The 24291-nt window shown below is 65.7% G+C and carries 20 protein-coding genes; 8 read left to right on the top strand and 12 right to left on the bottom strand.

Going from position 1 to position 24291, the window contains the following annotated elements; genetic code table 11:
* Nucleotides 1-11 precede the first annotated feature (11 nt).
* The 7 genes from leuD to CEJ42_RS04985 form a co-directional block, all read right to left on the bottom strand.
* Entirely contained in the window at nucleotides 12-659 is a 648-nt protein-coding gene (gene leuD, locus CEJ42_RS04955; protein WP_079219154.1) for a 3-isopropylmalate dehydratase small subunit, read from the bottom strand.
* 108 nt (nucleotides 660-767) lie between these two features.
* Complete coding sequence (locus tag CEJ42_RS04960; protein ID WP_079215713.1) at nucleotides 768-899, bottom strand: entericidin A/B family lipoprotein; 132 nt, start codon at nucleotides 897-899, stop codon at nucleotides 768-770.
* A gap of 22 nt (nucleotides 900-921) precedes the next feature.
* Nucleotides 922-2322 (bottom strand): 3-isopropylmalate dehydratase large subunit, encoded by a 1401-nt coding sequence (gene leuC, locus CEJ42_RS04965; protein WP_079219155.1) that lies wholly within the window; start codon nucleotides 2320-2322, stop codon nucleotides 922-924.
* Nucleotides 2323-2539: 217 nt separating this feature from the next.
* Nucleotides 2540-3364, bottom strand: a complete 825-nt coding sequence (locus tag CEJ42_RS04970; protein WP_079215714.1) for a M48 family metallopeptidase — start codon at nucleotides 3362-3364, stop codon at nucleotides 2540-2542.
* Between the two features lie 198 nt (nucleotides 3365-3562).
* On the bottom strand, nucleotides 3563-4651 hold the full coding sequence (gene aroC / locus CEJ42_RS04975) for a chorismate synthase (protein WP_079215715.1): 1089 nt from the start codon (nucleotides 4649-4651) through the stop codon (nucleotides 3563-3565).
* A gap of 82 nt (nucleotides 4652-4733) precedes the next feature.
* Nucleotides 4734-6623, bottom strand: a complete 1890-nt coding sequence (locus CEJ42_RS04980) for an MFS transporter (protein WP_088750163.1) — start codon at nucleotides 6621-6623, stop codon at nucleotides 4734-4736.
* Nucleotides 6624-6820: 197 nt separating this feature from the next.
* Nucleotides 6821-7276 (bottom strand): CBS domain-containing protein, encoded by a 456-nt coding sequence (locus CEJ42_RS04985; protein WP_079215717.1) that lies wholly within the window; start codon nucleotides 7274-7276, stop codon nucleotides 6821-6823.
* Between the two features lie 247 nt (nucleotides 7277-7523).
* Between CEJ42_RS04985 and CEJ42_RS04990 the strand changes: the two genes are divergently transcribed.
* Nucleotides 7524-7844 carry an Mpo1-like protein gene (locus CEJ42_RS04990; RefSeq protein ID WP_079215718.1) on the top strand — a complete coding sequence of 107 codons (321 nt, stop codon included), beginning with the start codon at nucleotides 7524-7526 and terminating at the stop codon, nucleotides 7842-7844.
* Nucleotides 7845-7858: 14 nt separating this feature from the next.
* On the opposite strand, the gene CEJ42_RS04995 is transcribed toward CEJ42_RS04990, so the two are convergent.
* Nucleotides 7859-9205 (bottom strand): YihY family inner membrane protein, encoded by a 1347-nt coding sequence (locus CEJ42_RS04995; RefSeq protein ID WP_243397774.1) that lies wholly within the window; start codon nucleotides 9203-9205, stop codon nucleotides 7859-7861.
* Between the two features lie 422 nt (nucleotides 9206-9627).
* Here CEJ42_RS04995 and CEJ42_RS05000 point away from each other — a divergent pair, with 422 nt between their 5' ends.
* The 5 genes from CEJ42_RS05000 to CEJ42_RS05020 all read left to right on the top strand — a co-directional run bounded on the left by CEJ42_RS05000 (nucleotide 9628) and on the right by CEJ42_RS05020 (nucleotide 13937).
* Complete coding sequence (locus CEJ42_RS05000) at nucleotides 9628-10797, top strand: branched-chain amino acid ABC transporter substrate-binding protein (RefSeq protein ID WP_088750165.1); 1170 nt, start codon at nucleotides 9628-9630, stop codon at nucleotides 10795-10797.
* A gap of 88 nt (nucleotides 10798-10885) precedes the next feature.
* The gene (gene wrbA / locus CEJ42_RS05005) at nucleotides 10886-11518 is read left to right on the top strand and encodes an NAD(P)H:quinone oxidoreductase (protein WP_088750166.1); all 633 of its coding nucleotides are present in this window, start codon (nucleotides 10886-10888) and stop codon (nucleotides 11516-11518) included.
* Complete coding sequence (locus CEJ42_RS05010; RefSeq protein ID WP_079215722.1) at nucleotides 11515-11910, top strand: DUF2069 domain-containing protein; 396 nt, start codon at nucleotides 11515-11517, stop codon at nucleotides 11908-11910. The genes wrbA and CEJ42_RS05010 overlap by 4 nt, the downstream gene beginning before the upstream one ends.
* A 73-nt stretch (nucleotides 11911-11983) precedes the next feature.
* Nucleotides 11984-13390 (top strand): FAD-binding oxidoreductase, encoded by a 1407-nt coding sequence (locus tag CEJ42_RS05015; protein ID WP_088750167.1) that lies wholly within the window; start codon nucleotides 11984-11986, stop codon nucleotides 13388-13390.
* Nucleotides 13391-13499: 109 nt separating this feature from the next.
* Nucleotides 13500-13937 carry a hypothetical protein gene (locus CEJ42_RS05020; protein ID WP_088750168.1) on the top strand — a complete coding sequence of 146 codons (438 nt, stop codon included), beginning with the start codon at nucleotides 13500-13502 and terminating at the stop codon, nucleotides 13935-13937.
* Nucleotides 13938-14068: 131 nt separating this feature from the next.
* On the opposite strand, the gene CEJ42_RS05025 is transcribed toward CEJ42_RS05020, so the two are convergent.
* Together CEJ42_RS05025 and CEJ42_RS05030 are read right to left on the bottom strand one after the other, a co-directional pair.
* Complete coding sequence (locus CEJ42_RS05025) at nucleotides 14069-15697, bottom strand: methyl-accepting chemotaxis protein (RefSeq protein ID WP_088750169.1); 1629 nt, start codon at nucleotides 15695-15697, stop codon at nucleotides 14069-14071.
* A gap of 290 nt (nucleotides 15698-15987) precedes the next feature.
* Complete coding sequence (locus CEJ42_RS05030; RefSeq protein ID WP_088750170.1) at nucleotides 15988-18081, bottom strand: putative bifunctional diguanylate cyclase/phosphodiesterase; 2094 nt, start codon at nucleotides 18079-18081, stop codon at nucleotides 15988-15990.
* A 487-nt stretch (nucleotides 18082-18568) separates the two neighbouring features.
* On the opposite strand from CEJ42_RS05030, the gene CEJ42_RS05035 reads away from it, so the two are divergent.
* The gene (locus CEJ42_RS05035) at nucleotides 18569-19888 is read left to right on the top strand and encodes a phospholipase A (protein ID WP_088750171.1); all 1320 of its coding nucleotides are present in this window, start codon (nucleotides 18569-18571) and stop codon (nucleotides 19886-19888) included.
* Nucleotides 19889-19969: 81 nt separating this feature from the next.
* Here CEJ42_RS05035 and gorA read toward each other — a convergent pair whose 3' ends face one another.
* Entirely contained in the window at nucleotides 19970-21337 is a 1368-nt protein-coding gene (gene gorA, locus CEJ42_RS05040) for a glutathione-disulfide reductase (protein WP_088750172.1), read from the bottom strand.
* 75 nt (nucleotides 21338-21412) lie between these two features.
* Entirely contained in the window at nucleotides 21413-23089 is a 1677-nt protein-coding gene (locus CEJ42_RS05045) for an ABC transporter permease (protein WP_088750173.1), read from the bottom strand.
* Between the two features lie 109 nt (nucleotides 23090-23198).
* Here CEJ42_RS05045 and CEJ42_RS05050 point away from each other — a divergent pair.
* Nucleotides 23199-24291 (top strand): ABC transporter ATP-binding protein (locus CEJ42_RS05050; RefSeq protein ID WP_243397775.1); only part of this gene is annotated, 1093 nt, incomplete at its 3' end.

The following is a 24291-nucleotide window of genomic DNA, read 5'->3' on the forward strand; positions in this document are numbered from 1 at the left end:
TCCTACGATCCTCAGATCGTGTTGCTCAACCAGGGCTGTTCGTGCAGGCGTTTTTCTTCGTAGGCACGAATGGTGTCCGATTTGCGTAGGGTCAGGCCAATGTCATCGAAGCCGTTCAGCAGGCAGTACTTGCGGAACTCGCTGATGTCGAACGGGAAAGCCTGGCTGCCGTTGGTGGTGGTGACCACCTGCTTTTCCAGGTCGATGACCAGGCGATAGCCGGGGAAGGCCTTCACTTCGTTGAACAGATGATCGACCTGCGCCTCGGTCAGCGCGATCGGCAGCAGGCCGTTCTTGTAACAGTTGTTGAAGAAGATGTCGGCAAAGCTGGGAGCGATCACGGCGCGGAAGCCGTACTGGTCCAGCGCCCACGGCGCGTGCTCGCGCGAGGAGCCGCAGCCGAAGTTCTTGCGCGCCATCAGGATCGATGCGCCCTGGTAACGCTCCTGGTTCAGGACGAAGTCCGGGTTCAGCGGGCGCTTGGAATTGTCCATGCCCGGCTCGCCGTGGTCGAGGTAGCGCCATTCGTCGAACAGGTTGGGGCCGAAGCCGCTGCGCTTGATCGACTTCAGGAACTGCTTCGGAATGATCGCATCGGTGTCGACGTTGGCACGGTCCAGCGGCGCAACCAAACCTTCGTGGACGATAAATTTATTCATGGCGTTGAGTCGGCGCGGCATCGCGGCAAATATGGCCTGCCGCCGCGCCCTTCCTATTTCCTGTTCAAAAACCGCCGGTCGGCCGTGGCGGGCCCACCGGTTTCCTGATTACTTCTTGCTGGCGTCCTGCATCTTTTCGCCGACGTGCTGCACGTCCTTGCCGAAGCCGTCCACGGTATTGCAGCCGGCCAGGGAGCCCAGCGCGGCGACCAGCAGGAACAAAGCGGAGATTTTTTTCATGGTTTTTTCTCTCGGTGACAAGTTACAGGGAACGGACATCGACGAAATGCCCCGCAATGCCTGCGGCCGCGGCCATCGCCGGGCTCACCAGGTGGGTGCGGCCGCCGGCGCCCTGGCGACCTTCGAAGTTGCGGTTCGAGGTCGAGGCGCAGCGTTCGCCCGGTTCCAGTCGGTCGGCGTTCATGGCCAGGCACATCGAGCAGCCCGGTTCGCGCCACTCGAAGCCGGCGTCGCGGAAGATCTTGTCCAGGCCTTCGCGCTCCGCCTGTTCCTTGACCAGGCCGGAACCCGGCACCACCATCGCCACCTTGACGTTGGAGGCGCGGAACTTGCCGCGCACCACCGCCGCCGCTTCGCGCAGGTCTTCGATGCGCGAGTTGGTGCAGGAGCCGATGAACACCTTGTCGATGCGGATGTCTTCGATCGGGGTGTTGGGCTTCAAGGCCATGTAGGCCAGGGCCTTTTCCATGCCGTCGCGCTTGGTCGGATCCTTTTCCTTGTCGGGATCGGGCACGCGGGCATCAACCGCCACCACCATCTCGGGCGACGTGCCCCAGGTGACTTGCGGCTTGATGTCGGCGGCGTTGAGCAGCACCACCATGTCGAACTTGGCGCCCGGGTCGGAATGCAGCGAACGCCAGTAGCTGACGGCGCGCTCCCAGTGCGGGCCTGCCGGCGAATACGGGCGGCCCTTCAGGTAGTTCATCGTGGTGTCGTCGAAGGCCACCATGCCGGCGCGCGCGCCCGCCTCGATGGCCATGTTGCACACCGTCATGCGGCCTTCCATCGACAGCGAACGGATGGTCGAGCCGGCGAATTCGATGGCGTAACCGGTGCCGCCGGCGGTGCCGATCTTGCCGATCACGGCCAGCACGATGTCCTTGGCGGTGACGCCCGACGGCAGCGCGCCGTCGACCTGCACCAGCATGGCCTTGGACTTGCGCGCCAGCAGGGTCTGCGTGGCCAGCACGTGCTCGACTTCGGAGGTGCCGATGCCGTGCGCCAGCGCGGCGAAGGCGCCGTGGGTGGAGGTGTGCGAGTCGCCGCAGACGACCGTCATGCCCGGCAGCGTGGCGCCCTGTTCGGGGCCGATCACGTGCACGATGCCCTGACGCTTGTCGTTCATGCCGAAATAGGTCAGGTCGTATTCCTTGGCATTGGCGTCCAGCGTCTCGACCTGCAGGCGCGAGATCGGGTCGGCGATGCCGTGGGCACGATCGGTGGTGGGCACGTTGTGGTCCGCCACCATCAGGTTGGCCGAATTACGCCATGGTTGACGTCCGGCTAGCTTTAAGCCTTCGAAGGCTTGCGGGCTGGTCACCTCGTGGAGCAGATGTCTGTCGATATACAGGATGGCGGTACCGTCATCTTCCGTATGAACGACGTGCGACTCCCAGAGTTTGTCGTAAAGCGTCTTGAGCATGTTGCGGTCCTGCAAAGGTGCTGAAGGGGCACTGGTCGTTGAAAATAGCATTTGATTATGCCATAAAGCGACAGGTCCTACCCTTCCGGCCGCGTTTTCCGCCGCATGGCAACAACAGACAATAATGCTGCGAAGCAGCAGAAAAAGCGCAGAAGTAGCGGCGCAAACAAAAAACCCGGCATTTGCCATGCCGGGTTTCATCCGGGAAAGCCGCCGCTCAGCGCGTCTTGCGGGTCTGCTGGTACAGCGGATCGACCCGCTGCGCATACACGGTCAGGTCGGCGATGCGGTCGGCGCTGGAGGGGTGGGTGGACATGAACTTCATCGGCTCCTCGCCGCCCAGCTTGGCCATCTTCTGCCACAGCGTCACCGCCGCCTTGGGATCGTAGCCGCCGCGCGCGGCCAGCTCGACGCCGATGCGGTCGGCCTCGGTTTCATTGGCGCGCGAATTGGGCAGGCCCATCAAACCCATGTAGGCGTACTGCGCGCCCTGCTGGCCGACGTCGCCCAGGCCCAGCAGCGCCGCGCCGACCGAGATGGCGAAATTGGCGCCCGCCTGCTGCGAGGCGCGCTCACGCGCGTGCTCCCGCAGCGCGTGGGCGATCTCGTGGCCCATCACCGCGGCCAGTTCGTCGTCGGTGATCTTCAGCTTCTCGATCAGGCCGGTATAGACCGCGATCTTCCCGCCCGGCATGCACCAGGCGTTGGTGTCGTCGGAGCTCAGCACGTTGACTTCCCAGTTCCATTTCAGCGCGTCGGGACGGAACACGCCGGTCTGCGGAATCAGCCGGTTGGCGATGGCCTTCACGCGCTGGGTCTGCGCCGCGTTGCGGTTCAGCAGCCCCTTGCCCTTGGCTTCGGCCAGCACCTGGGCGTACTCCTTGCTGGACTGCGCCTCCATTTCCTGCGAGGAGATCAGCATGCTCTGCTTGCGGTCCACGCCCACGGCGCCGCCCTGGGTGGTCTGCACGGTTTCGCATGCGACCAGGCCGGTCACGGCCAGCGCCAACAGGCTGTTCTTGATGATAGGTTTGAGCGCCATGCCCGCCTCCTTGAGTAATTGATCTGATGTCGGGAAGGTATGCCTGGCAGCGATGATAAACCGCGCGCGATTTCCCGAACAGGTATCGGCCAGGCATTTTCTGAGAGCGATTCGACCGGCGCCGGCGCCCAATGGTTCGCAAAAAAGAAGCCGGCGATCGCATTGGCGACGGCCGGCTTGCAGGTCGAAAAATGTCGATCAGCGCAGCTGCGGCGTATCGACCTTGACATCGCCGCACTGCGCGCGGTGGCGCAAGGCGTGGTCCATCAGCACCAGCGCCAGCATGGCTTCGGCGATCGGCGTGGCGCGGATGCCCACGCAGGGATCGTGGCGGCCGAAGGTCTCGACCGCGATCGGGTTGCCGTCCTTGTCGATCGACGGGCGCGGCGTGCGGATGCTGGAGGTCGGCTTGATGGCGATGGATGCCGTGATGTCCTGCCCGGTCGAGATGCCGCCCAGGATGCCGCCGGCATTGTTGCCGACGAAACCTTCGGGCGTGAGCGCGTCGCCGTGCTCGGAACCCTTCTGCGCCACCGAACGGAAACCGGCGCCGATCTCCACGCCCTTGACGGCGTTGATGCCCATCAGCGCGAAGGCGATCTCGGCGTCCAGCTTGTCGTAGATCGGCTCGCCCAGGCCGACCGGCACGTTCTGCGCCACCACGTCGATGCGCGCGCCGATGGAGTCGCCGTCCTTGCGCAGCGCATCCATGTATTGCTCGAGCTGCGGAATGATCGCGGCGTTGGCGGCGAAGAACGGGTTGTTGGGCACGTGCTCCCACGACTCGAACGGAATGGCGATCTCGCCCAGCTGGCTCATGCAGCCCTTGAAGGTGGTGCCGTACTTTTCGAACAGCCACTTCTTGGCGATGGCCGCCGCGCCCACCACCGGCGCGGTCAGGCGCGCCGACGAGCGGCCGCCGCCGCGCGGGTCGCGGATGCCGTACTTGTGCCAGTAGGTATAGTCGGCGTGGCCGGGGCGGAAAGTGTCGAGGATGTTGCCGTAGTCCTTGCTGCGCTGGTCCTGGTTGCGGATCAGCAGCGCGATCGGGGTGCCGGTGGTCTTGCCTTCGTAGACGCCGGAGAGGATCTCGACGGTGTCGGGCTCCTGGCGCTGCGTCACGTGGCGCGAAGTGCCGGGACGGCGGCGGTCCAGTTCTGGCTGGATGTCGGCCTCCGACAGCGCCATCCCCGGCGGACAGCCGTCGATCACGCAGCCGATGGCCGGACCGTGGGATTCGCCGAAAGTGGTGACAGTGAAGAGCGTGCCGAAGGTATTGCCGGACATGATGGGATTCGCGCAAAGACGGGGAAAACAGCGATTTTACCAGCCCGGCGGCCCGCCGACGAGCGGGCGGGCCGCCAAGGGTTTACTTCCATTGGCCGCGCAGCGCCTTCACCTTTTCCTGCAGCAGCTCCGGCGTCACCTCGCCGGGCGGGATCGGTTCGCCCACCACCAGCTCCAGGCGCGAGAACAGCCCGCGCTTGAAGGTGCGCGCGAACGGGTTGCTGGGGTCGCGCGAGAGCAGGCTGCCCCACAGGCCGCGCAAGGCCATGGGCAGCACCGGCACCGGGGTGCGCTCGATGATCTTCAGCACGCCGCCGCGGAACGGGTTGAGCTCGCCGTCGCGCGTCAGCTTGCCCTCGGGGAAGATACACACCAGCTCCCCCTCGTGCAGCGCCTGGGCGATGTCGACGAAGGCCTTTTCGGTCAGCCACGGGTTTTCCTTGACCGGCGCAATCGGAATGGCGCGCGCATTGCGAAACACCCAGGACAGCACCGGGAACCTGAAAATCTGGTGATCCATCACGAAGCGCACCGGCCGCGGGCTGGCCGCCATGATGGCGATGGCGTCGACATAGCTCACGTGATTGCACACGATCACTCCTGCGCCGTGCGCGGGAATGGCCTCGCCGTTGGTAATGCGCACGCGGTAAAAGGTATGGATCAGCAGCCAGGCCAGGAAGCGGATCAGGAATTCCGGCACCAGCGAGAAGATGTAGAACGCCACCAGGGCGTTCATGACCGCCGTGGCCAGGAAGATCTCGGGAATGCTCAACCCCGCCTTGAGCAGCACCATCGCCACCAGCGCGGCCACCACCATGAACAGCGCGTTCATGATGTTCATGCCGGCGATGGTGCGCGAGACGTGGGCCGGGTCGCAGCGGGTCTGGATCAGCGCGAACAGCGGCACGATGTAGAGGCCGCCGAACACGCCGATGCCCAGGCAGTCCAGCAGGATGCGCCAGCTGCCGCCCTGCGCCAGGAAGCCGGCGACGTCGACCACGCCGCCCGGCGTCGCATAGCCCCGGCTGGCGAGATAAAGCTCCACGCCGAACACCGACAGGCCGATGGAGCCGAACGGCACCAGGCCGATTTCCACCTTGTGGCCGGAAAGACGCTCGCACAGCAGCGACCCGGCGCCGATGCCCACCGAGAAGATCGCCAGCAGCAGCACGAACACGCCGTGGTCGCCATGCAGGTAGTTCTTCGCGTACATCGGGAACTGCGCCAGCATGATGGCGCCGTAGAACCAGAACCAGGAATTGCCCAGCAGCGACAGGAACACCGGCCGGTTGCGGCGCGAGAAGCCGAGGTTGCGCACGGTCTCGGTGAAGGGGTTCCAGTTGACCTTGAGCTCAGGCGCCGGCGCCGGCGAGTTGGGAATGCCCAGGCTGGCCAGCCAGCCCAGCACGGCGAAGCCCAGCGTGGCGCCGGCCACCAGCTGCAGCCCCCAGGGCTTGTGCACCACCAGTACCGCGCCCAGGATCTCGCCCAGCAGGATGCCGACGAACGTGCCCATCTCGATCAGGCCGTTGCCGCCGATCAGTTCTTCGCGCTTGAGCTGCTGCGGCAGGTAGGCGTATTTGACCGGCCCGAAGATGGTCGAGTGGATGCCCATGCCCACCACGGCGGCCACCAGCAGCCACAGGTGGTGCGTCATCCAGCCGTAGGCCGCGATGCCCATGATGGCGATTTCCAGCAGCTTGACGAAGCGCGCCACGCGCCCCTTCTCCAGCTTGTCAGCGAGCTGGCCGGCGGTGGCCGAGAACAGGAAGAACGGCAGGATGAACAGGCCCGGGATCAGGTTGTTGAGCAGGCCGGTATCCATCGTGGTCCACGACAATGCGTCGTAGGTCAGGATGGTCAGCAGCGCGGTCTTGAAAACGTTGTCGTTGAGCGCGCCCAGGAACTGGGTCCAGAAGAAAGGAGAGAAGCGCCGTTGGGCGAACAGGGCGAACTGGTTGCTTTTTTGCATGGACGGGTCGGTGGCGTGGATCGGATGAAGCGCCGGCTCTCAACGGACCGGAACTGCGCGGCCAATAAAAAACCGCTCCCGGCGGGAACGGTTTCGATGCGGCCGCAGCAGCACGCTGCAGCCTGCTCACGCCGCGCCGGCGCCGGGCGCCCGCCAGTATAGCCGAGGCAGCCCCGCACCCGGAAGCGGCGCGCGGATCAGGTATTGTTTTCTTCGTGCTCGGCCGGCCAGTCGCGGATGTAGGCCTTGAGCATCTTGTTCTCGAAGCCCTGCGCATCCAGCACGGCCTTGGCGACGTCGTAGAAGGACATCACGCCCAGCACGGTGCGCGCCTCCATCACCGGCACGTAGCGCGCGTGCTTTTCCAGCATGATGCGGCGCACTTCGTTCAGGTCGGTGTCGGGGGTGACGGTGATGGGCGCATCGTTCATGTGCTTGCGCACGGTCGAGCCGCCCAGCGCGCCGCCGTTCTTGTGCAGCGTCAGCAGCACTTCGCGGAAGGTCAGCATGCCGACCAGGTCGCCATATTCCATGACCACCAGCGAGCCGATGTCTTTCTCGGCCATGGCGGTGACGGCCTCCTGAATCGGGGTTTCCGGCGTGACGGTAAACAGGATGTTGCCTTTGACCTTGAGGATTTCAGAGACTTTCATGATGTCGTCCTAAGTTTGTATTGTGCTGTTTTGACTTTAGCCGATGGTGCCTGAAAAATCCAATTCACGCAGGCAACATGCGGGACGCTGCACGCCTCGCGGCGCATGCCACATGGTACGGGCAAGGATGCCGTTTCGGCAACCGCCAATCACGCTGCCATGCAGCGAACCGGTCAAGCACGAGCTTGCATTGAATAAGGCGGCGCCAGTGACTAAGCTGAATTGGTCAGTACTCTGGGAGATGAGTGTGTCTACCGCGCTGCCCGACCGGGAATATGCCAGCTTCAACGAGTTCTACCCGACATACCTGAGCGAACACTCGCATCGAGTCAATCGCCAGCTGCACTTCCTGGGCTCGACGCTGGCCCTGCTGTGCCTGATGCTGTTGCTGATCACCCATCAGTGGTGGTGGCTGCCGGTGGCCGTGCTGTGCGGCTACGGCTTCGCCTGGATCGGGCACTTCATGGTGGAGAAGAACCAGCCCGCCACCTTCCGCCACCCGCTCTATTCCCTGATGGGCGACTGGGTCATGTACTGGCAGATGCTGACCGGCCAGATTTCCTTCTGAACCCTGCGCCGGGCTCAGCGCTCCCACATGCGGCGCCGCTCGTCCAGCGGCACCGTCGCGTAAGGCATCGCCGCCACGGCCGCGGCCAGCTTTTGCTGCGCCGCTTCCTGCGCATTGCAATAGTCGTCCAGCGATTGCTCCAGCACGGCGTCGATCGCCGTCTCCACGCGCGTAGCCAGCTCGCCCTCCTCTCCCGCCTGCGCCAGCACGGCGGGATCGAAGACGAACATGCGGTAGACCTGGGACAGCTTGAGCGACGACGGATTGACCACCAGCGTCCAGCGGTCCATCTCATCGGTGATGCGGCGGTTCCAGGCCGCCTTGCGCGTGACCTGCGGCTTGACCGAGGCGACCCATCCGGCCTCGGCCATCTTGCCCAGCAGCTCCTGCAGCTCGCCCAAGCCCAGGTGGGTGGCGCGCCGCACCTCATCCATGCCGACCACGGCCGACTCCACGCCGGCGCGCGCCGCATGCAGGAACTTGAGCAGCTTGACCGCATCGATGAACTCCGCCCCCTTGGCGCCGACGTGCCACCAGCGCTCGTAGCGCACCACCGGCAGCGCCGCCGTCAGGAGCGCCCCCATCAGGGTGATCATCCACATCATGTAGATCCACACCAGGAAGATCGGCAGCACCGCCAGCGCGCCATAGACCATGGTGTAGGTCGGGAACTTAAGCAGGTAGACCGCGAACAGGCGCTTGGCGATTTCCACGCACACGCCCGCCACCAGGCCGCCGGCCAGCGCGTCGCGCCAGTCCACGGTCTGGTTGGGCACGGTGCTGTAGAGCAGCGTATAGGCCACGGTCGACACCGCCACCGAGACCAGCGTGTAGAAGCTGGCGCCGAGGAAAGGCAGGCTCTTGACCGCGCCGCCGGTGGCCGTCGACAGATAGGACGTGACGCTGATCGACACCCCCATCAGCAGCGGCCCCAGCGTGATGATGGCCCAGTAGACCAGCACCCGCTGCACCAGCGGCCGCGCCTTCTTGACGCGCCAGATCTGGTTGAACACGCTCTCCACACCGGCCAGCGTCAGCACCGAAGTCAGGATCAGCGCCACCGCGCCGACCGCCGACAGGCGCGCCGACTTGGAGGAGAACTGGTTGAGGTAGCCGAGGATGGTGTTGGCCACGCCCCTGGGCATCAGGTTCTCGACGAAATAGGCCTCGAGCGACGCGCGGAAGGTGGAGAACAGCGGGAAGGCCGCAAACACCGCCAGCGCCAGCGTGATCATCGGCACCAGCGAGAGGATGGTGGTGAAGGTCAGGCTGCCGGCCACTTGCGGCAGGCGATCCTCGCCCAGCCGGCGCACGGCGAAACGGAACAGATCGCGTAACTGCTGACGGGTCAAGCCACGCATATGCGAAAAGGAAAAACGGAAAAAGGACATCAAATCGGTTCACTTCAAATGCAAGGAGCGCAAGGAGACCTCCCCGCCACCCACTGGTTCCATACGGCAGAATGGCCGCCGGACATGCCGCAAGCCGGGCGCCAGCGGCGCTGCAACCCGGTCCATGCGAGCCTGAAAATCAAATTATCCCCAATATCTCTTCATTCACCGAATTTTTGATGAAATGTTTTCAGCAAAATACTCATCATCCGACTTAATGTCGACTAAACTTTTTTTGTGAAGAAGACGACAACATAGGGACCGGCCAACGCAGCCGGCCCTGGCGGCAGTACCGTGGAGCAACAGGTAACGGGCGGCCGCAGCGGCGCTCCGGCCTGTGCGGACGCCGCGCGCCACCTTGGGCGCAACGACAAACTTTTCGGGGGATCCACATGCGTCGCAACGTCAGCGCCCTGCTCGCCGTCCTCCTGCTGGCGCCGCTTGCCGGCCACTCCGCCACAGCCCCAGCCCCGGCCGGCGAAACCAGCGTGGCCTACATCGGCTTCGCCTGCGCGCTGACAAGCCCGGTCGAAGCCTCTGTGCGCATCGGCAGGAGCATGGCCAACGCGGCGCAACTCGCCGTCAATGCCGCCAACCGCCAGAAGATCCGGATCAACGGCAAGCAAGTCACCTTCGAGCTGATCACGCAGAGCGACAATTCCGACCTGCGCACCGCGCCCATCGTCGCCGAATACTTCGTCAGGCGCGGCGTGATCGGCGTCATCGGCCACGGCAACTCCGGCACCAGCATGGCCGCCTCGGCCGTCTACAGCCGCGCCGGCATCCCCCAGCTGGCGCCCTCGGCAAGCAGCCGCGCCTACACCCAGCAAGGCTTCCAGACCACCTTCCGCATGGTCGGCCATACCGAGCGGGCCGGCAGGTACCTGGCGCAATACGCCGTCAAGACCGCCGGCCTCAGGCGCATCGCCGTGATCGACAACGGCATCGCCTCCGGCCACGCCTTCGCCGAAACCTTCGCCCAGGCGGTGCGTGCGCAGGGCGGCAACATCCTCAGCCACGACTCGGTCAGCTACAAGACCTCGGACTTCAGCAACATCCTCAACGCGGCCAGGAACGGCAATCCCGACGCCATCTTCTGGGGCGGCCTGTACGACCAGGCGGTCATCCTGGCGCAAGCCATGCAGCGACTCAACATCAACATCCCCCTGATCACCGGCGCCAACAGCATCATCAGCCCGCGCTTCCCCAAAGACGTGGGCGCGCTCGCCAACCGCATCATCTCGCTCGAGGCGAGCCAGCCGATAGAAAGGCTCAAGGGCTGGAAGAGTTTCCAGCGCAGCTACGAAGAAGAATTCGGCAGCTACATCGACCCGTACGCGCCGCTGGCCTACGACGCGGCCCAGGTGCTCATCGCCGCTGTCAGGCAAGCCAATTCGCTGGCGCCCGAGAAGATCACCGAGGCCCTGCACAGCATCCGTTTCAACGGCCTGACCGGCGCGATCGCGTTCAACGGCGAGGGCGACCTGGCGGCGCCGGTGTTCAGCATCTACGAGCTGCGTGACCAGCAATGGCAATTGCTGCAGGTCATCGACGGCAAATAGCGGCCGCGCCGGGACCCGGTTCGCCTCTGCGAGCGCAGTCGCATGCGCAGGCATGGCAAGTGAAAAAAAGGGAAATATAATAAGCCGCATGAACTCCGCATATTCGTCCCCCGCCTCCGCCAACACCACCATCTTGGTGCTGTACTACTCGCGCCACGGCGCCACCCGCAAGCTGGCCGAACTGATCGCCCAGGGCGTGGAAAGCGTGACAGGATGCGACGCCCGCCTGCGCACGGTCCCGGCAGTGTCGACGGTAGCCGAAGCGGTGGAGCCGGACGTGCCCGCCAGCGGCGCGCCCTATGTGGAAGCCGCTGATCTCGAGCAATGCCACGGCCTGGCGCTGGGCTCACCGACGCGTTTCGGCAACATGGCCGCGGCCATGAAATACTTCTGGGACGGCACCGCCCCGCAGTGGCTGTCGGGAGCGCTGGAGGGCAAGCCGGCCGGCGTCTTCACCTCGACCGGCAGCATGCACGGCGGGCAGGAATCCACGCTGCTGTCGATGATGATTCCCTTGCTGCATCACGGCATGCTCATCGTCGGCCTGCCCTACACCCATCCCGAACTGATGAACACCAGCAGCGGCGGCACCCCCTACGGCGCCAGCCACTGGGCGGGCGTCAACGGCAACCAGCCGCTGTCGGACGACTCGCGTACACTGGCCATAGCGCTGGGAAAACGGCTGGCAGAGACCGCCAAACAATTACGGAGACCATCATGAGCAGCAGCCGCGCACGTTACTTTCATGCAGGAGCCATCGCCAGCCTGATCTTGCTGATTTTGCTGTGCGTGGCGTGGGAACTGGCGCTGGCGCCGCTGCGTCCGGGCGGCTCGTGGATGGTGCTGAAGGTGGTCCCGCTGCTGCTGCCGCTGCGCGGCGTGCTCAAACGCGACGTCTACACCATGCAGTGGTCGTCCATGCTGATCCTGGTCTACCTGGCCGAAGGCCTGGTGCGCGCCACCAGCGACACCGCCCACCTGTCGGCCATGCTGGCCTGGGGCGAAGTCGCGCTGTCCTGCGTCTACTTCCTGTGCGCCCTGCTCTACCTGCATCCGTTCAAGAAGGCCGCCAAGGAAATCGCCCGCCAAGCGATCCAGAAGGCGTCGCAGTAAACGCCCTGCGCCGATCTCCCACGCGCGCCGCCGGCCGGCGCGCGGCGAACCCCATCCCGCCCGTCCTGCATCCATGAACGAATTCCTGCAAGCCTGCCGCGCCGCCATCGGCGCCGCGCACGTCCTCACCGAACCCGCCGACACCGCCGGCTACCTGACCGACCAGCGCGGGCGCTACACCGGCCGCGCGGTGGCCGTGCTGCGTCCGGCGGACACCGCCGAGACCGCCGCCATCGTCAGGCTGTGCGCGCAATACCGCGTACCGCTGGTACCGCAGGGCGGCAACACCGGACTGGTGCTGGGCAGCGTGCCCGACCAGGGCGGCACTGCCGCGGTGCTGTCGCTGCGGCGCCTGAACCGCATCCGCGCGGTCGATCCGGTCAACAACACCATGACGGTGGAAGCCGGCTGCGTGCTGCAGACCGTGCAGCAGGAGGCTGCCGCCGCCGCGCGCCTGTTCCCGCTCTCGCTTGCCGCGGAAGGCAGCTGCACCATCGGCGGCAACCTCTCCACCAACGCCGGCGGCACCGGGGTTCTGCGCTACGGCAACACGCGCGAGCTGTGCCTGGGGCTGGAAGTGGTCACCGCCCAGGGCGAGGTCATGAGCAGCCTCAAGGGCCTGCGCAAGGACAACACCGGCTACGACCTGCGCGACCTCTTCATCGGCGCCGAGGGCACGCTGGGCGTGATCACCGCCGCGGTGCTGAAACTGTTCCCGCAGCCGCGCGCGCAAGTCACCGCGCTGGCCGCGCTGAAAACGCCGGCGCAGGCGCTGCGGCTGCTGAACCTGGCGCAGTCGCGCTGCGGCCCGGCGCTGACGGGCTTCGAGCTGATGTCGGATTTCTGCCTGCAGCTGGTGGCCAAACACTTCACGGACCAGCGCCTGCCTTTCGCGCAGCGACACGCGCAATACGTGCTGCTGGAGCTGTCCGACAGCGAGTCGGAGGAGCATGCCCGCGGCATCTTCGAAGACGTCATCGGCAACGCGCTGGAACAAGGCATCATCGATGACGCCGTCATCGCCTCGTCGATTGCGCAGTCGAAATCGCTGTGGCAACTGCGTGAAAACATTTCGATGGCCCAGGCCCACGAAGGCAAGAACATCAAGCACGACATCTCGGTGCCGATCTCGCGCATCGCCGAGTTCATCGAGGTCACCGACCAGCTGGTGCAGCAAGCGTCGCCGGCCTGCCGCATGGTCACCTTCGGCCACCTGGGCGACGGCAACCTGCACTACAACGTCTCGCCGCCGGAAGGCGTGGCCGATACCGAATTCATCAGGCAGCAGCACGCCATCAACCTGGTGGTGCATGACAGCGTGGACCGTTTCGGCGGATCGATCTCGGCCGAACACGGGCTGGGCGCATTGAAGCGCGAAGAAATCACGCGCTACAAGTCGCCGGTAGAACTCGCGCTCATGCGCACCATCAAACAGGCGCTGGATCCGCACAACCTGATGAATCCGGGCAAGGTCATCTGACCGAACCCGCCACGCCGGCGCCAGACCGGCAGGCGAAATCATCGATCGCGGCAGGGAGAACGGGCGCCGTCACGGCGCGCGCATCCTTTTTCTCCTGCCGCGAGTTTTCATGATTGCATGCCTGCGTTTCCTGCTGATCCCCCTTGCCCTGTGCGCCGTCGCCCTGCCCTGCCGCGCCGCGCTCTACAAATGCACCGAAGGCGGCGCCACCGTCTACGCCGACCAGCCCTGCTCTGCTGCGCAGGCGCCGGCGATCACGCCAGCCCCGCTGCCCGTGGTGCCGGCGCTGAAGACACCTCCCGCGCCGCCACGCGCCAAGGCTGAAGCGGCGCCGGCCACGCGCCGCGACACCGGGCCGTCCAGGGCGGAAGCCGCCGCAAAGAAGAAATGCGACAAGCTCGCCCTGCGCCGCCGCTGGGCCGAGCAAGACCTGCAGGAGACGCGCTCACAGCCGCTGCGCGCACAGGACAAGCAGCTTGAAAACGCCCGCCGCAAGGCGCGCCGCGCCGACGAACAATACCGGCTGGAATGCCCTGCGCCGGCCTGACCCGGCGCGGCCGCCAACCCGCGCGACAATAAAAAGAGCGGATGCCGTACGGGCCATCCGCTCCAAACCTCCCCCTCAGGAGTTCCTTGCGATCCGCCTGCTGGCGAGGCGGACCTTCATTCTTCAACGCCTCACGGCAGGCGCGCCCGCTCCGGCGTGACGTCGATCACCTGCGATGCGCGCGGCGCGCCCAGCATCGCTTCGCCGCGCAGGTTGAACACGCTCACCAGCTGAGTCAGCTTGCCGGCCTGCTCCTGCAGGGATTGCGCGGCGGCAGCCGCCTGCTCGACCAGGGCGGCGTTTTGCTGGGTGTTTTCATCCATCTGCGTGATGGCGCGGTTGACTTCCTCGATGCCGGTGCTCTGCTCCTGACTGGCCGCGGTGATCTCCGCCATCACGTCGGTGACGCGGCGCACGCTGGCGACCACTTCATCCATGGTCTCGCCGGCCTGCGCCACCAGCTGGCTGCCGGCGCCGACCTTCTCGACCGAGTCGTCGATGAGCGATTTGATTTCCTTCGCCGCGGCCGCGGAACGCTGCGCCAGCGAACGCACTTCCGACGCCACCACCGCAAAGCCGCGCCCCTGTTCGCCGGCCCGCGCGGCTTCCACCGCCGCGTTCAGCGCCAGGATATTGGTCTGGAAGGCGATACCGTCGATCACGCTGATGATGTCGACGATCTTGCGCGAAGAGTCATTGATGGACGCCATGGTCTGCACCACCTGGCTGACCACCGCGCCGCCCTGCTCCGCCACTTCGGAGGCCGATGCCGCCAGCTGGTTGGCCTGGCGCGCGTTGTCGGCGTTCTGCTTGACGGTGGAGGTCAGCTGCTCCATGGCCGAGGCGGTTTCTTCCAGCGCGCCGGCCTGCTGCTCGGTGCGGCCCGACAGGTCGAGGTTGCCGTTGGCGATTTCCGACGATGCGGTATTGATGGTCTCGGTGCCCACGCGCACGTTGCTGACGATGTTGCGCAGGCTGGAATTCATGTCCTGCAGGGCCTGCAGCAGCTGGCCGGTTTCATCCTTGCCCTTGACCGCGATCTCCGCGGTCAGGTCGCCCTGCGCCACCTGCCGCGACACCTGCACGGCGGTGTTGAGCGGGCGGGTGATGCCCACTGTCAGGAACCACGCACAGGCGATGCCGAAGGCCAGCACCAGCGCCTCCAGCACACTCAGCATCACCGCGCTCTGGGCGGCGATCTGCTCATTGGTTACGGCCAGTTCGTCCAGCGTCTTGCGCTGCAGGTTCATCAGCGCCTCCACGCCTTCCTGGTATGCCTTGGCGGCCGGCAGGTAGTCCTTTTCCAGCGCGACCTTGATCATCTCCTGGTCGGGATTGTCCTTGGCCTTTTCCTTGTAGATCACGTCCCGCGTGGAGAGATACTGCTTGCGCAGCGTGCCGGTGATCTTGGCGAAGAGCTGCTTTTCCTCTTCGCTCACCAGCAGCGCCTCGACCTTTTTCTGCAGCTCGGTGGAGACGCGCGTGGCCTCATCGGTCTCGGGCTTGAAGAAAGCCGACAGCGACGTGTCGCTGCTCTTGGCCACCGCGGTGGCGCGGCGGATGCCGGCGTAGGTGTTGCGGTACCAGTCGGAGATGTAGCGTTCTTTGGCGATGGGCTTGTCCATCATCTGCTGCGTGCCCTGGGCCAGCGTCTGCAGCCGCCATACGCCGATGCCGGTGATGACGACCGACAGGCCGAGGATGATGGCGAAGCCCAATGCCAGGCGCTTGCCGATTTTCATATTGCCGATGATGCTCATGTCCTCTCCCGTCTTGCGCCGGTCGTCGCCGGCGCGCCATGTCCTGATCTTGTCCGCCGTGGCGGCAGACGGCCCCGGCTCTTGCGGCTGGTGGCTCCCCTGGGCTCATCTTGCATCAAGCCGGATAAAACGATCGTTGGAATAACCGGCCCGGCATGGGCCAATTTGGAGGATGGAAAAGTCGACGGGAAGGCCGCTCCCTCGCGGTTTTCCGCCCGGGAAGCAAGGGCGCGCGAAAATGCTCCCGTGCGCCGGGAATATCACAAAAAATCAGGGATTTGTCAGCGGGTTCAGGCCTGGCGCGCGGCTTCCTGCAGCGGGCGAATTGCCTGCAGGAACTGCTCGGGCGGCATCGGCCGTCCCATCAGGTAGCCTTGCAGCGCATCGCAGCCCACCGAGGTCAGGAAGTCCTGCTGCATCTCGGTCTCGACGCCTTCGGCGACGATGCGCAGGTTCAGCGTGCGGCCCAGCGCGACGATGGCCGAAACGATGGCGGCGTCCTCGGTGCCGTCCGACAGGTCACGCACGAAGCCGCGATCGATCTTGAGCTCGTTGGCCGGCAGGCGCTTCAGGTAGAGCAGGCTGGAGTAGCCGGTGCCGAAGTCGTCGATGGAAATGTCCACGCCCAGATCGGCGATCTTCTGCAGCGTCTGCATGCTGGCCGCGGTGTCGTGCATCGCGGTCGACTCGGTCACTTCCAGCGTCAGGCAGCCGGCCGGCAGCTGGTGCTTTTCCAGCGCCGCCGTCACCACGTCGAGCAGGTGCGGATCGGCGAACTGCAGCGCCGACAGGTTGACCGCGATTTTCCAGTCCGAGTAACCGAGCTTGATCCACTCCTGCATCTGGCGGCAGGCTTCGTCCAGCACCCAGGCGCCGATCGGGATGATCAGGCCGGAGCGCTCGGCCAGCGCGATGAATTCGTCCGGGCCGACGATGCCGTGCACCGGATGCTGCCAGCGCAACAAGGCTTCGGCGCCCATCACCGGGCCGTCGGGGGAGCGGAACTTGGGCTGGTAGACCAGCCTGAACTGCTTGCGCTCCAGCGCCACGCGCAGGTCCTGCAGCCACTGCAACTGGTTGTGCGCGTTGGCGTTCATCGACGGTTCGAAGAAGTTGTAGCCGTTGCGGCCGCTGCGCTTGGTGTGATACATCGCGGCGTCGGCGTTGATCACCAGGTCGTGGCGCGTGCTGCCGTCTTCCGGATAGATGGCGATGCCCACGCTGGCCGACACGCGCAGCTCGTGCTTGTCCACCATGAACGGCTGGTTCACCACCTCGACCAGTTTTTCGGCCACCGGCATGGCGTCGTCCGGCTTGACCAGGTCCACCAGGATCACGAATTCGTCGCCGCCCAGGCGCGCCACGGTGTCATGCGCGCGCATCGAGCCGGTCAGGCGCTCCGCCACTTCCACCAGCAGGCGGTCGCCGATATGGTGGCCCAGCGAATCGTTGATGGCCTTGAACCCGTCCAGGTCCATGAACATCAGCGCGAAGTGGCTGTTGCTGCGCGAAGCCTTGTTGATGGACTGGGTCAGGCGGTCTTCCAGCAACGTGCGGTTGGGCAGCTTGGTCAGGTGGTCGTGCAGCACCATCTGGGTCAGTTCCTCGTTGGCCTCGGCCAGCGAACGCGCCAGCTTGGCCGTGCGCGACTCCAGTCGCGCGTCCAGCACCGAGGTCAGCAGCGCGATGGTCAGCACCGCCAGGGTCACCACCACGATCAGGATCGCCAGCCAGCCCGGGCTCACGCCTTCGCGGGCGGCCATGCAGATCGCGCCCGTGCGGAAATTGGCGGCGGCCATGCCAGTGTAGTGCATACCGACGATGGCCACGCCCATCACCACCGACGCGCCGGCGCGCGCGGCTTTCACATGCGGGGTGTTCTTGCGCAGGCGGAAGGCGATCCACAGCGCCGCGGCAGAGGCCACGATGGCGATGGCCACCGAGGCCAGGAACAGCAGCGGATCGTAGTCGATGCCCGGGTTCATGCGCATGGCGGCCATGCCGGTGTAGTGCATGCCGGCGATGCCGATGCCCATGAACAGCGCGCTCTTGAGCAGGCGCCGCAGCGGCAGTTCGGGACGGCTCACGGTCCACAGCGCATAACCGGAGACGGCGATGGCGATGGCCAGCGACAGCGCGGTGATCCAGGCGTCGTAGCCCAGCATGATGGGCAGGCGGAAGGCCAGCATGCCGATGAAATGCATCGACCAGATGCCGATGCCCATGGCCACGGCGCCACCGGCCAGCCAGAAGCGGGCCGCCATCGAATGCAGGTTGCTGGTGGTGTTGATGCGCTCGGCCATGTCCAGCGCCGTATAGGAGGCGAGGATGGCGACCAGCAGGGAGACGACAACCAGCAGGCTGTCGTAAGTTGCGCTTAGCATGGCAATCGGTGATGCGTAACAGAACGTTGGTTCGGCGGGAAATTCCAGGTTTGCGGAAATGGCAACAACCGCTCTTTACCCCAGGTTTTCCCTTCCCGGAAGGAAAACCACCCCATATCAAAAACAAGTCCCAATCACGGTTGCTGGAAGCTTATTAGGCGCGCCATTCTGCCACAATCAGGAAATACCCGTGGTCGATTGTCACTATGACAATTTTTTCCTCCCTCCTTTCCTCCCGGCCATCGCCGGATGCGAGTACGGCAACTTTATTGACGGCAATTGATCTGTCAGCAGGCAGGCGCTTTACAAGAATCAAGAATCGCACCAATCTGCCTGCAGCGGCGTAGCCGCATCTTCACCGGAGATACGCCGACGGGCATTGGCCTGGCGCACCGCGCCGGCCCGATGCCCGGCTTCACATTTCAGACGCTGCTTCATTCAATTTAGTTAACGGCCAAAACCAATACCAACTTTATTCAGGACAATAATGCGCCGCGCCCACGCCCTTCCCCATTTCCGCCCGTCCCCCGTTTCGCTCGCCTGTGCGCTGTGCGCCGCCTCGCTCCTGCTCGCCGTCCCCGATGCGGCGCAGGCGGGCGTCTCGATGCTGCAGCCGCCCAAGCGGGTGGACGCCACCAAGCCGCTGGAACTGACGCTGCTGGTCAGCGAGGATGAGCAGTCCGAACGCACCTACCGCTTGCCGCCGACCATCATGGTGGCCGCCTCGGCCGACATGATCCCGCCGGTGCAGATCGCCCTGCAACGCGACGGCACGGACCAGGACGGCCAGGTGACGCTGAAGAAAGGGGAATTCCGCAAGGTGCGCTACCACGGCATGCTGCCCAACCGGCTGCGCGGCATGGTGCGCATCGAACCCATCGGCATCGACGCCTCCCCGGTGCTGGTCGCGGTCGTGCGCCCGGACCCCAGCCTGCCGCCGCTGGCCCCCTCGCCTGACCTGCTCAACGTACCGCTGGCGGACTCCTCCAGCAAGGTGGCCCCGGTCGCGCCGTCGGCCTCGGTCGCCACGCCCGGCGCCAATGCGTCGCCGGTCGCCAGCGCGCCGGCGGCGGAAGACATCCTGTCCAACAGCAGTCGGCTCTCGTTCAACGAGCCGATGTATTTCCAGATCGGCAACAGCGGCGACAACACCAATGCCAAGTTCCAGCTCAGCTTCAAGTTCCGCCTGTTCGTGCCGGACGACCCGCGCTCGAAGAGCCTGCTGGACAACCTCTACTTCGGTTACACGCAATTCTCCCTGTGGGACCTGTCGGCGCCGTCGGCCCCGTTCCGCGACACCAGCTATCGCCCGAGCGTGTTCTATTACCTGCCCGACGTCGGCATCCAGAATCGCGTGTTCAGCCGCATCGGCATCGCCACCGGCCTGGAGCACGAATCCAACGGCAAAGACGGCGCCGAATCGCGCAGCATCAACACCTACTTCATCCAGCCCACGCTCAACGTCGGCAACCTCAACGACTACCACCTGACGGTGTCGCCCAAGGTCTACGCCTACCTCGGCCCCACCCGCGACAACCCCGACATCGGCGCCTACCGCGGCCACATGGACCTGAAGCTGGCCTACGGCAAACCCGACGGCTGGGAGCTGGCCACCACGCTGCGCCGGGGCAACGGCAACCATAACGGCAGCACCGACACCCAGGTCTCCTACCCGATATCCAAGCTCATTCCCGGTACCGCCGGCTACCTGGTGGCGAGCTATTTCTACGGCTACGGCGAGAGCCTGCTGACCTACAACCAGAAGGAACATCCGCAGTTCCGCATCGGCTACGCGCTGTGGCGATGAGCCCCGTGGCCGGGCCGGCGACGTAAAAAAACGGGGATGACGATGTCATCCCCGTTTCTGGTTGTGCAGCTCGACCAGGCTTCAGGCCACCGGCGTACGCATCGTCACGAACTCTTCCGCCGAGGTCGGGTGGATGCCGATGGTCATGTCGAACTGCGCCTTGGTGGCGCCGCATTGCAGCGCCACGGCGAAGCCCTGGATCACCTCGCCGGCGTCGCTGCCGACCATGTGCACGCCGAGCACGCGGTCGGTCTTCGCGTCCACCACCAGCTTCATGAAGGTGCGTTCGGTGTTGCGCGAGAGCGTGTTCTTGAGCGGCTTGAAATCGGTCTTGAAGATCTTCACCTCGCCGACTTCCTTGCGCGCCTCCTCCTCGGTCAGGCCCACGGTGCCGATGTTGGGATGGCTGAACACCGCGGTCGGAATATTGCGGTAGGACATGACGCGCTCGCCGCGGCCGTACAGGCGCGCCACCACCACCATCGCCTCGGCCAGCGCCACCGGCGTCAGCGCCACGCGGTCGATCACGTCGCCCACGGCGAGGATGGACGGCACGTTGCTCTCGAAGTTGTCGTTGACCTTGATGGCGCCGTTCTTCTCCAGCGTCACGCCGGCCCGCTCCAGGCCCAGCCTTGCGGTATTGGGCGTGCGGCCGGTGGCAAACAGCACGCACTCGGCCTCGAGACTCTCGCCGTTGGTCAGGCGCACGGTCTTGGCGACCTGCTCGCCGGCCTGCGGCGCCGCCAGCGATTCGATGTTGGCGTTGAACACCAGCTTGATGCCCTTCTTGGACATCTCGTCGGCCAGGTGCACGCCGAGGTCGGCGTCCATGCTGCGCAGCAGGCGGTCGCGGCGATACACCAGCGTGACCTGCGTGCCCAGGCCGTTGAGGATAGAGGCCAGCTCCACGGCGATGTAGCCGCCGCCCAGCACCACCGCGCGTTTGGGCAGGGCCTTCAGGTGGAAGAAATCGTCGGAGGTGATGCCCAGCTCCTTGCCGGGGATCTCGGGCTTGTCGGGATGGCCGCCGGTGGCCACTAGGATGTGTTTGGCGGTGAAGCGCTGGCCGTCGACGTTGACGGTGTGCGCGTCCTCCACGGTGGCAAAGCCCCGGTGCAGGGCCACGTTGGCGCCGTCCAGCAGGCGCTTGTAGATGTCGTTCAGGTGCGCGATCTCGCGGTCCTTGTTGGCGATCAGCGTGGACCAGTCGAACGTCGGCTGCGCGCCCAGCGTCCAGCCGTAGCCGGCGGCGTCGGCGAAGTCGCCGTGATAGTGGGCGCTGTAGGACATCAGCTTCTTGGGAATGCAGCCGACGTTGACGCAGGTGCCGCCCAGATCGCCCTTCTCGGCCAGTCCCACGCGGGCGCCGGCCTGGCCGGCGAAGCGCGCGGCGCGCACGCCGCCGGAGCCGCCGCCGATGGTAAAGAGGTCATAGTCGTATTGGCTCATTTCTTCTCCATTCGCTTTGTTGTTGCCGCATGTTGCATGTTCTTGCGCGCCATCGGCTGTCGCATCGTCTTGCCGTTATGCGGGCGGAGCGCCCGATTGCAAGGGCCGCGCGCGTCCCGGGCCGTCCAGCGCGCGCATCACCAGCAGCACCGGCAGCAGGCCCACCGCCACGATGGACAACGCCGGCAGCGCCGCCTCGCCCAGCCGCTCGTCGCGCGCCAGGTTGTGGGCGATCACGGCCAGGGTGTCGGTGTCGAAGGGACGCAACAGCAGCGTCGCCGGCAATTCTTTCACCACGTCAACGAACACCATCAGCCCGGCCACCGCCAGCGAGCGCCACAACAGCGGCGCATGCACGCGCCAGGCAATCGCCGCGCGCGAACTGCCCAGGGTGCGCGCGGCCTCGTCCAGGCTGGCGGGAATACGCGTATAGCCGGACTCCACCGACTGCACCGCAACCGCCGTGAAGCGTACCAGATACGCGTAGACCACGCCCAGCGAGCTGGCCGTGAGCAGCACGCCCAGCCCGGCCGCCGGCCACAGCGCCTGCAGCCACGCCACCGGCAGCAGGATGCCGATGGCGATCACCGAGCCGGGGATGGCGTAACCCATGCCGGCCAGCCGCGCGGTGAAGCGCAGCAGCCAGCCCCACACGCGCGACAGGCCGCCGGCGCGCTGGGCGAAGCACAGCGACAAGGCCAGCACGATCGCCGCGGCCGCCGCCATGCCGCCGAAGCGGAAACTGTTCCACACCCAGCCGGCGTAACGCGCGGCGTCGAACAGGGCCGCCTGCCCGCCGTCGAACCCGGCCTGCGCCGGCCGCCCCAGCTCGCCCCACCACAATTGCAGCAGGATCAGCACCGGCAGCGCGAAGCCGAGCAACACCGGCAGCCCGCACACCAGCCACGCAAGCGCGGCCCTGGCGCCCGACAGCACCGGCAGGCGCGCCTCGGCGCCGTCGTTGCCGCGCCCGCCGCGCGTGGCCGCAAAGCGCATGCGCTGCTGTTCGCGCCGTTCCAGCCACAACAATATGGCCACGAACAGCAGTAGCGCCGAGGCATACTGGGCGGCGGCGATGCGGTCGTCCAGCACCACCCAGGCCTTGTAGATGCCGGTGGTGAAAGTGGTGAGGCCGAAGTAGGCCGAGACGCCGTAGTCGGCCAGGGTCTCCATCAGCGCCAGCGCCGCGCCCGCCATCAACGCCGGCCGCGCCAGCGGCAGCGCCACGCGCAGGATGCGCTCGGGCAGCGGCGTGCCCAGCATGCGCGCCGCCTCCATCAGGTGCGTGCCGCGCTCGGACAGCGCATTGCGCGCCAGCAGGTAGGCATAGGGATACAGCGTGAAGACGAACATGAAGATGGCGCCGGCCAGCCCCCGCACGTCGAACCGGAACCCCGGGAACCAGCCGCGCAAGGCGGTTTGCACCAGGCCCGCGTACTGCAGGAAATCGGTATAGGCATACGCCGAAACGTAGGCCGGCATCGCCATCGGCAACAGCAGCGCCCACGACAGGAAGCGCTTGCCGCGAAACTCGAACAGGCTGATCGCCACTGCCGAGGCGCCGCCCACCAGCACCACGCCCAACGTCACCATCAGGGCCAGCCAGCCGGAAGTGGCGAGGTAACCCGGCAGAACGGTCTGCATCTGGTGCCGCAGGCCGTCGATGCCGGCCGCATCCAGACCGAACCAGGCGCCGAGGATGCCGAGGATGGGCAAGGCGATGAGGACTGCGAGCAAACCGATGATGTGCATGAATGAACGGGAAGAATGAGAACAAGCTACGCGAGTGAAAACAGGGCCTGGTAACCGCATGCGCTACACTCGGGCGAATGCGAATTGTAACCATTTGAGCGAGCAGCCCATGTTTCTGGAAGTCCGGCAGGTCAGCATCCGTTATCCACGCACCGCCGCGCCGGCGGTAGAGGCCGTCTCGCTGCAGCTGCGGCCGGGCGAACTGGGCGTGCTGCTCGGTCCTTCCGGCAGCGGCAAGACCAGCCTGCTGCGCGCGGTGGCCGGGCTGGAGCCGGCGCAATCCGGACGCATCCTGCTCGACGGCCGCCTGCTGGAAGGCGAAGGCACGCGCGTACCCGCCGAGGAGCGGCGCATCGGCATGGTGTTCCAGGACTTCGCGCTGTTCCCGCACCTGGACGTGGCCGCCAACGTCGGTTTCGGCCTGCGCGGCATGGCGCGCGGCGAACGCGCGCGCATCGTCGGCGAGATGCTGGCGCTGGTCGGCCTGCCTGAGGTGCAAGGCAAGTTCCCGCACCAGCTCTCCGGCGGCCAGCAGCAGCGCATCGCGCTGGCGCGCGCGCTGGCCCCGCAGCCGCGCCTGCTGCTGCTGGACGAACCCTTCTCCAGCCTCGATGTGGAATTGCGCGAACGGCTGGCGCACGACGTGCGCGACATCCTGAAACGGACCCACACCACCGCGCTGATGGTGACCCACGACCAGATGGAAGCCTTCGCCGTCGGCGACGTGGTCGGCGTGATGCGGCAAGGCCGGCTGGAGCAATGGGATACGCCTTACGCCCTCTACCACCGCCCGGCCACGCGCTTCGCGGCCGACTTTATCGGGCATGGCGTCCTGCTGCGCGGCAACCTGCTGCAAGCGCCGGCCGGCGAAGAAGACAGTGCGGCAATGGAAGTGGACACCGCCGCCGGACGGCTGCGCGCGGCGAGCCGGCATGCGGCGGGCGGCGCTTGGGCAGGTGCCACAGCAAGTGACGCCCCGGATGCGGGCTCAACAGCAGAAACGAGAGCGGGAACGAGAGCGGAAGCAGGAGCGGTCAATACCGCCGGTGAAGATGCCCGCGCCGAAGATGCAGGCCCTGAAGATTCACGGCTTGAAGTGGCCGCAGAAAAAACAAAAGCCGCCGGCATCAGCCCGGCGGCCCTGAACAACAACAACAACAACAACAACAACAACAACAACAACAACAACAACAACAACAACA

The organism is Herbaspirillum robiniae, from assembly GCF_002213415.1.
In the GTDB taxonomy this organism is placed as follows: Bacteria; Pseudomonadota; Gammaproteobacteria; order Burkholderiales; family Burkholderiaceae_D; genus Herbaspirillum; species Herbaspirillum robiniae.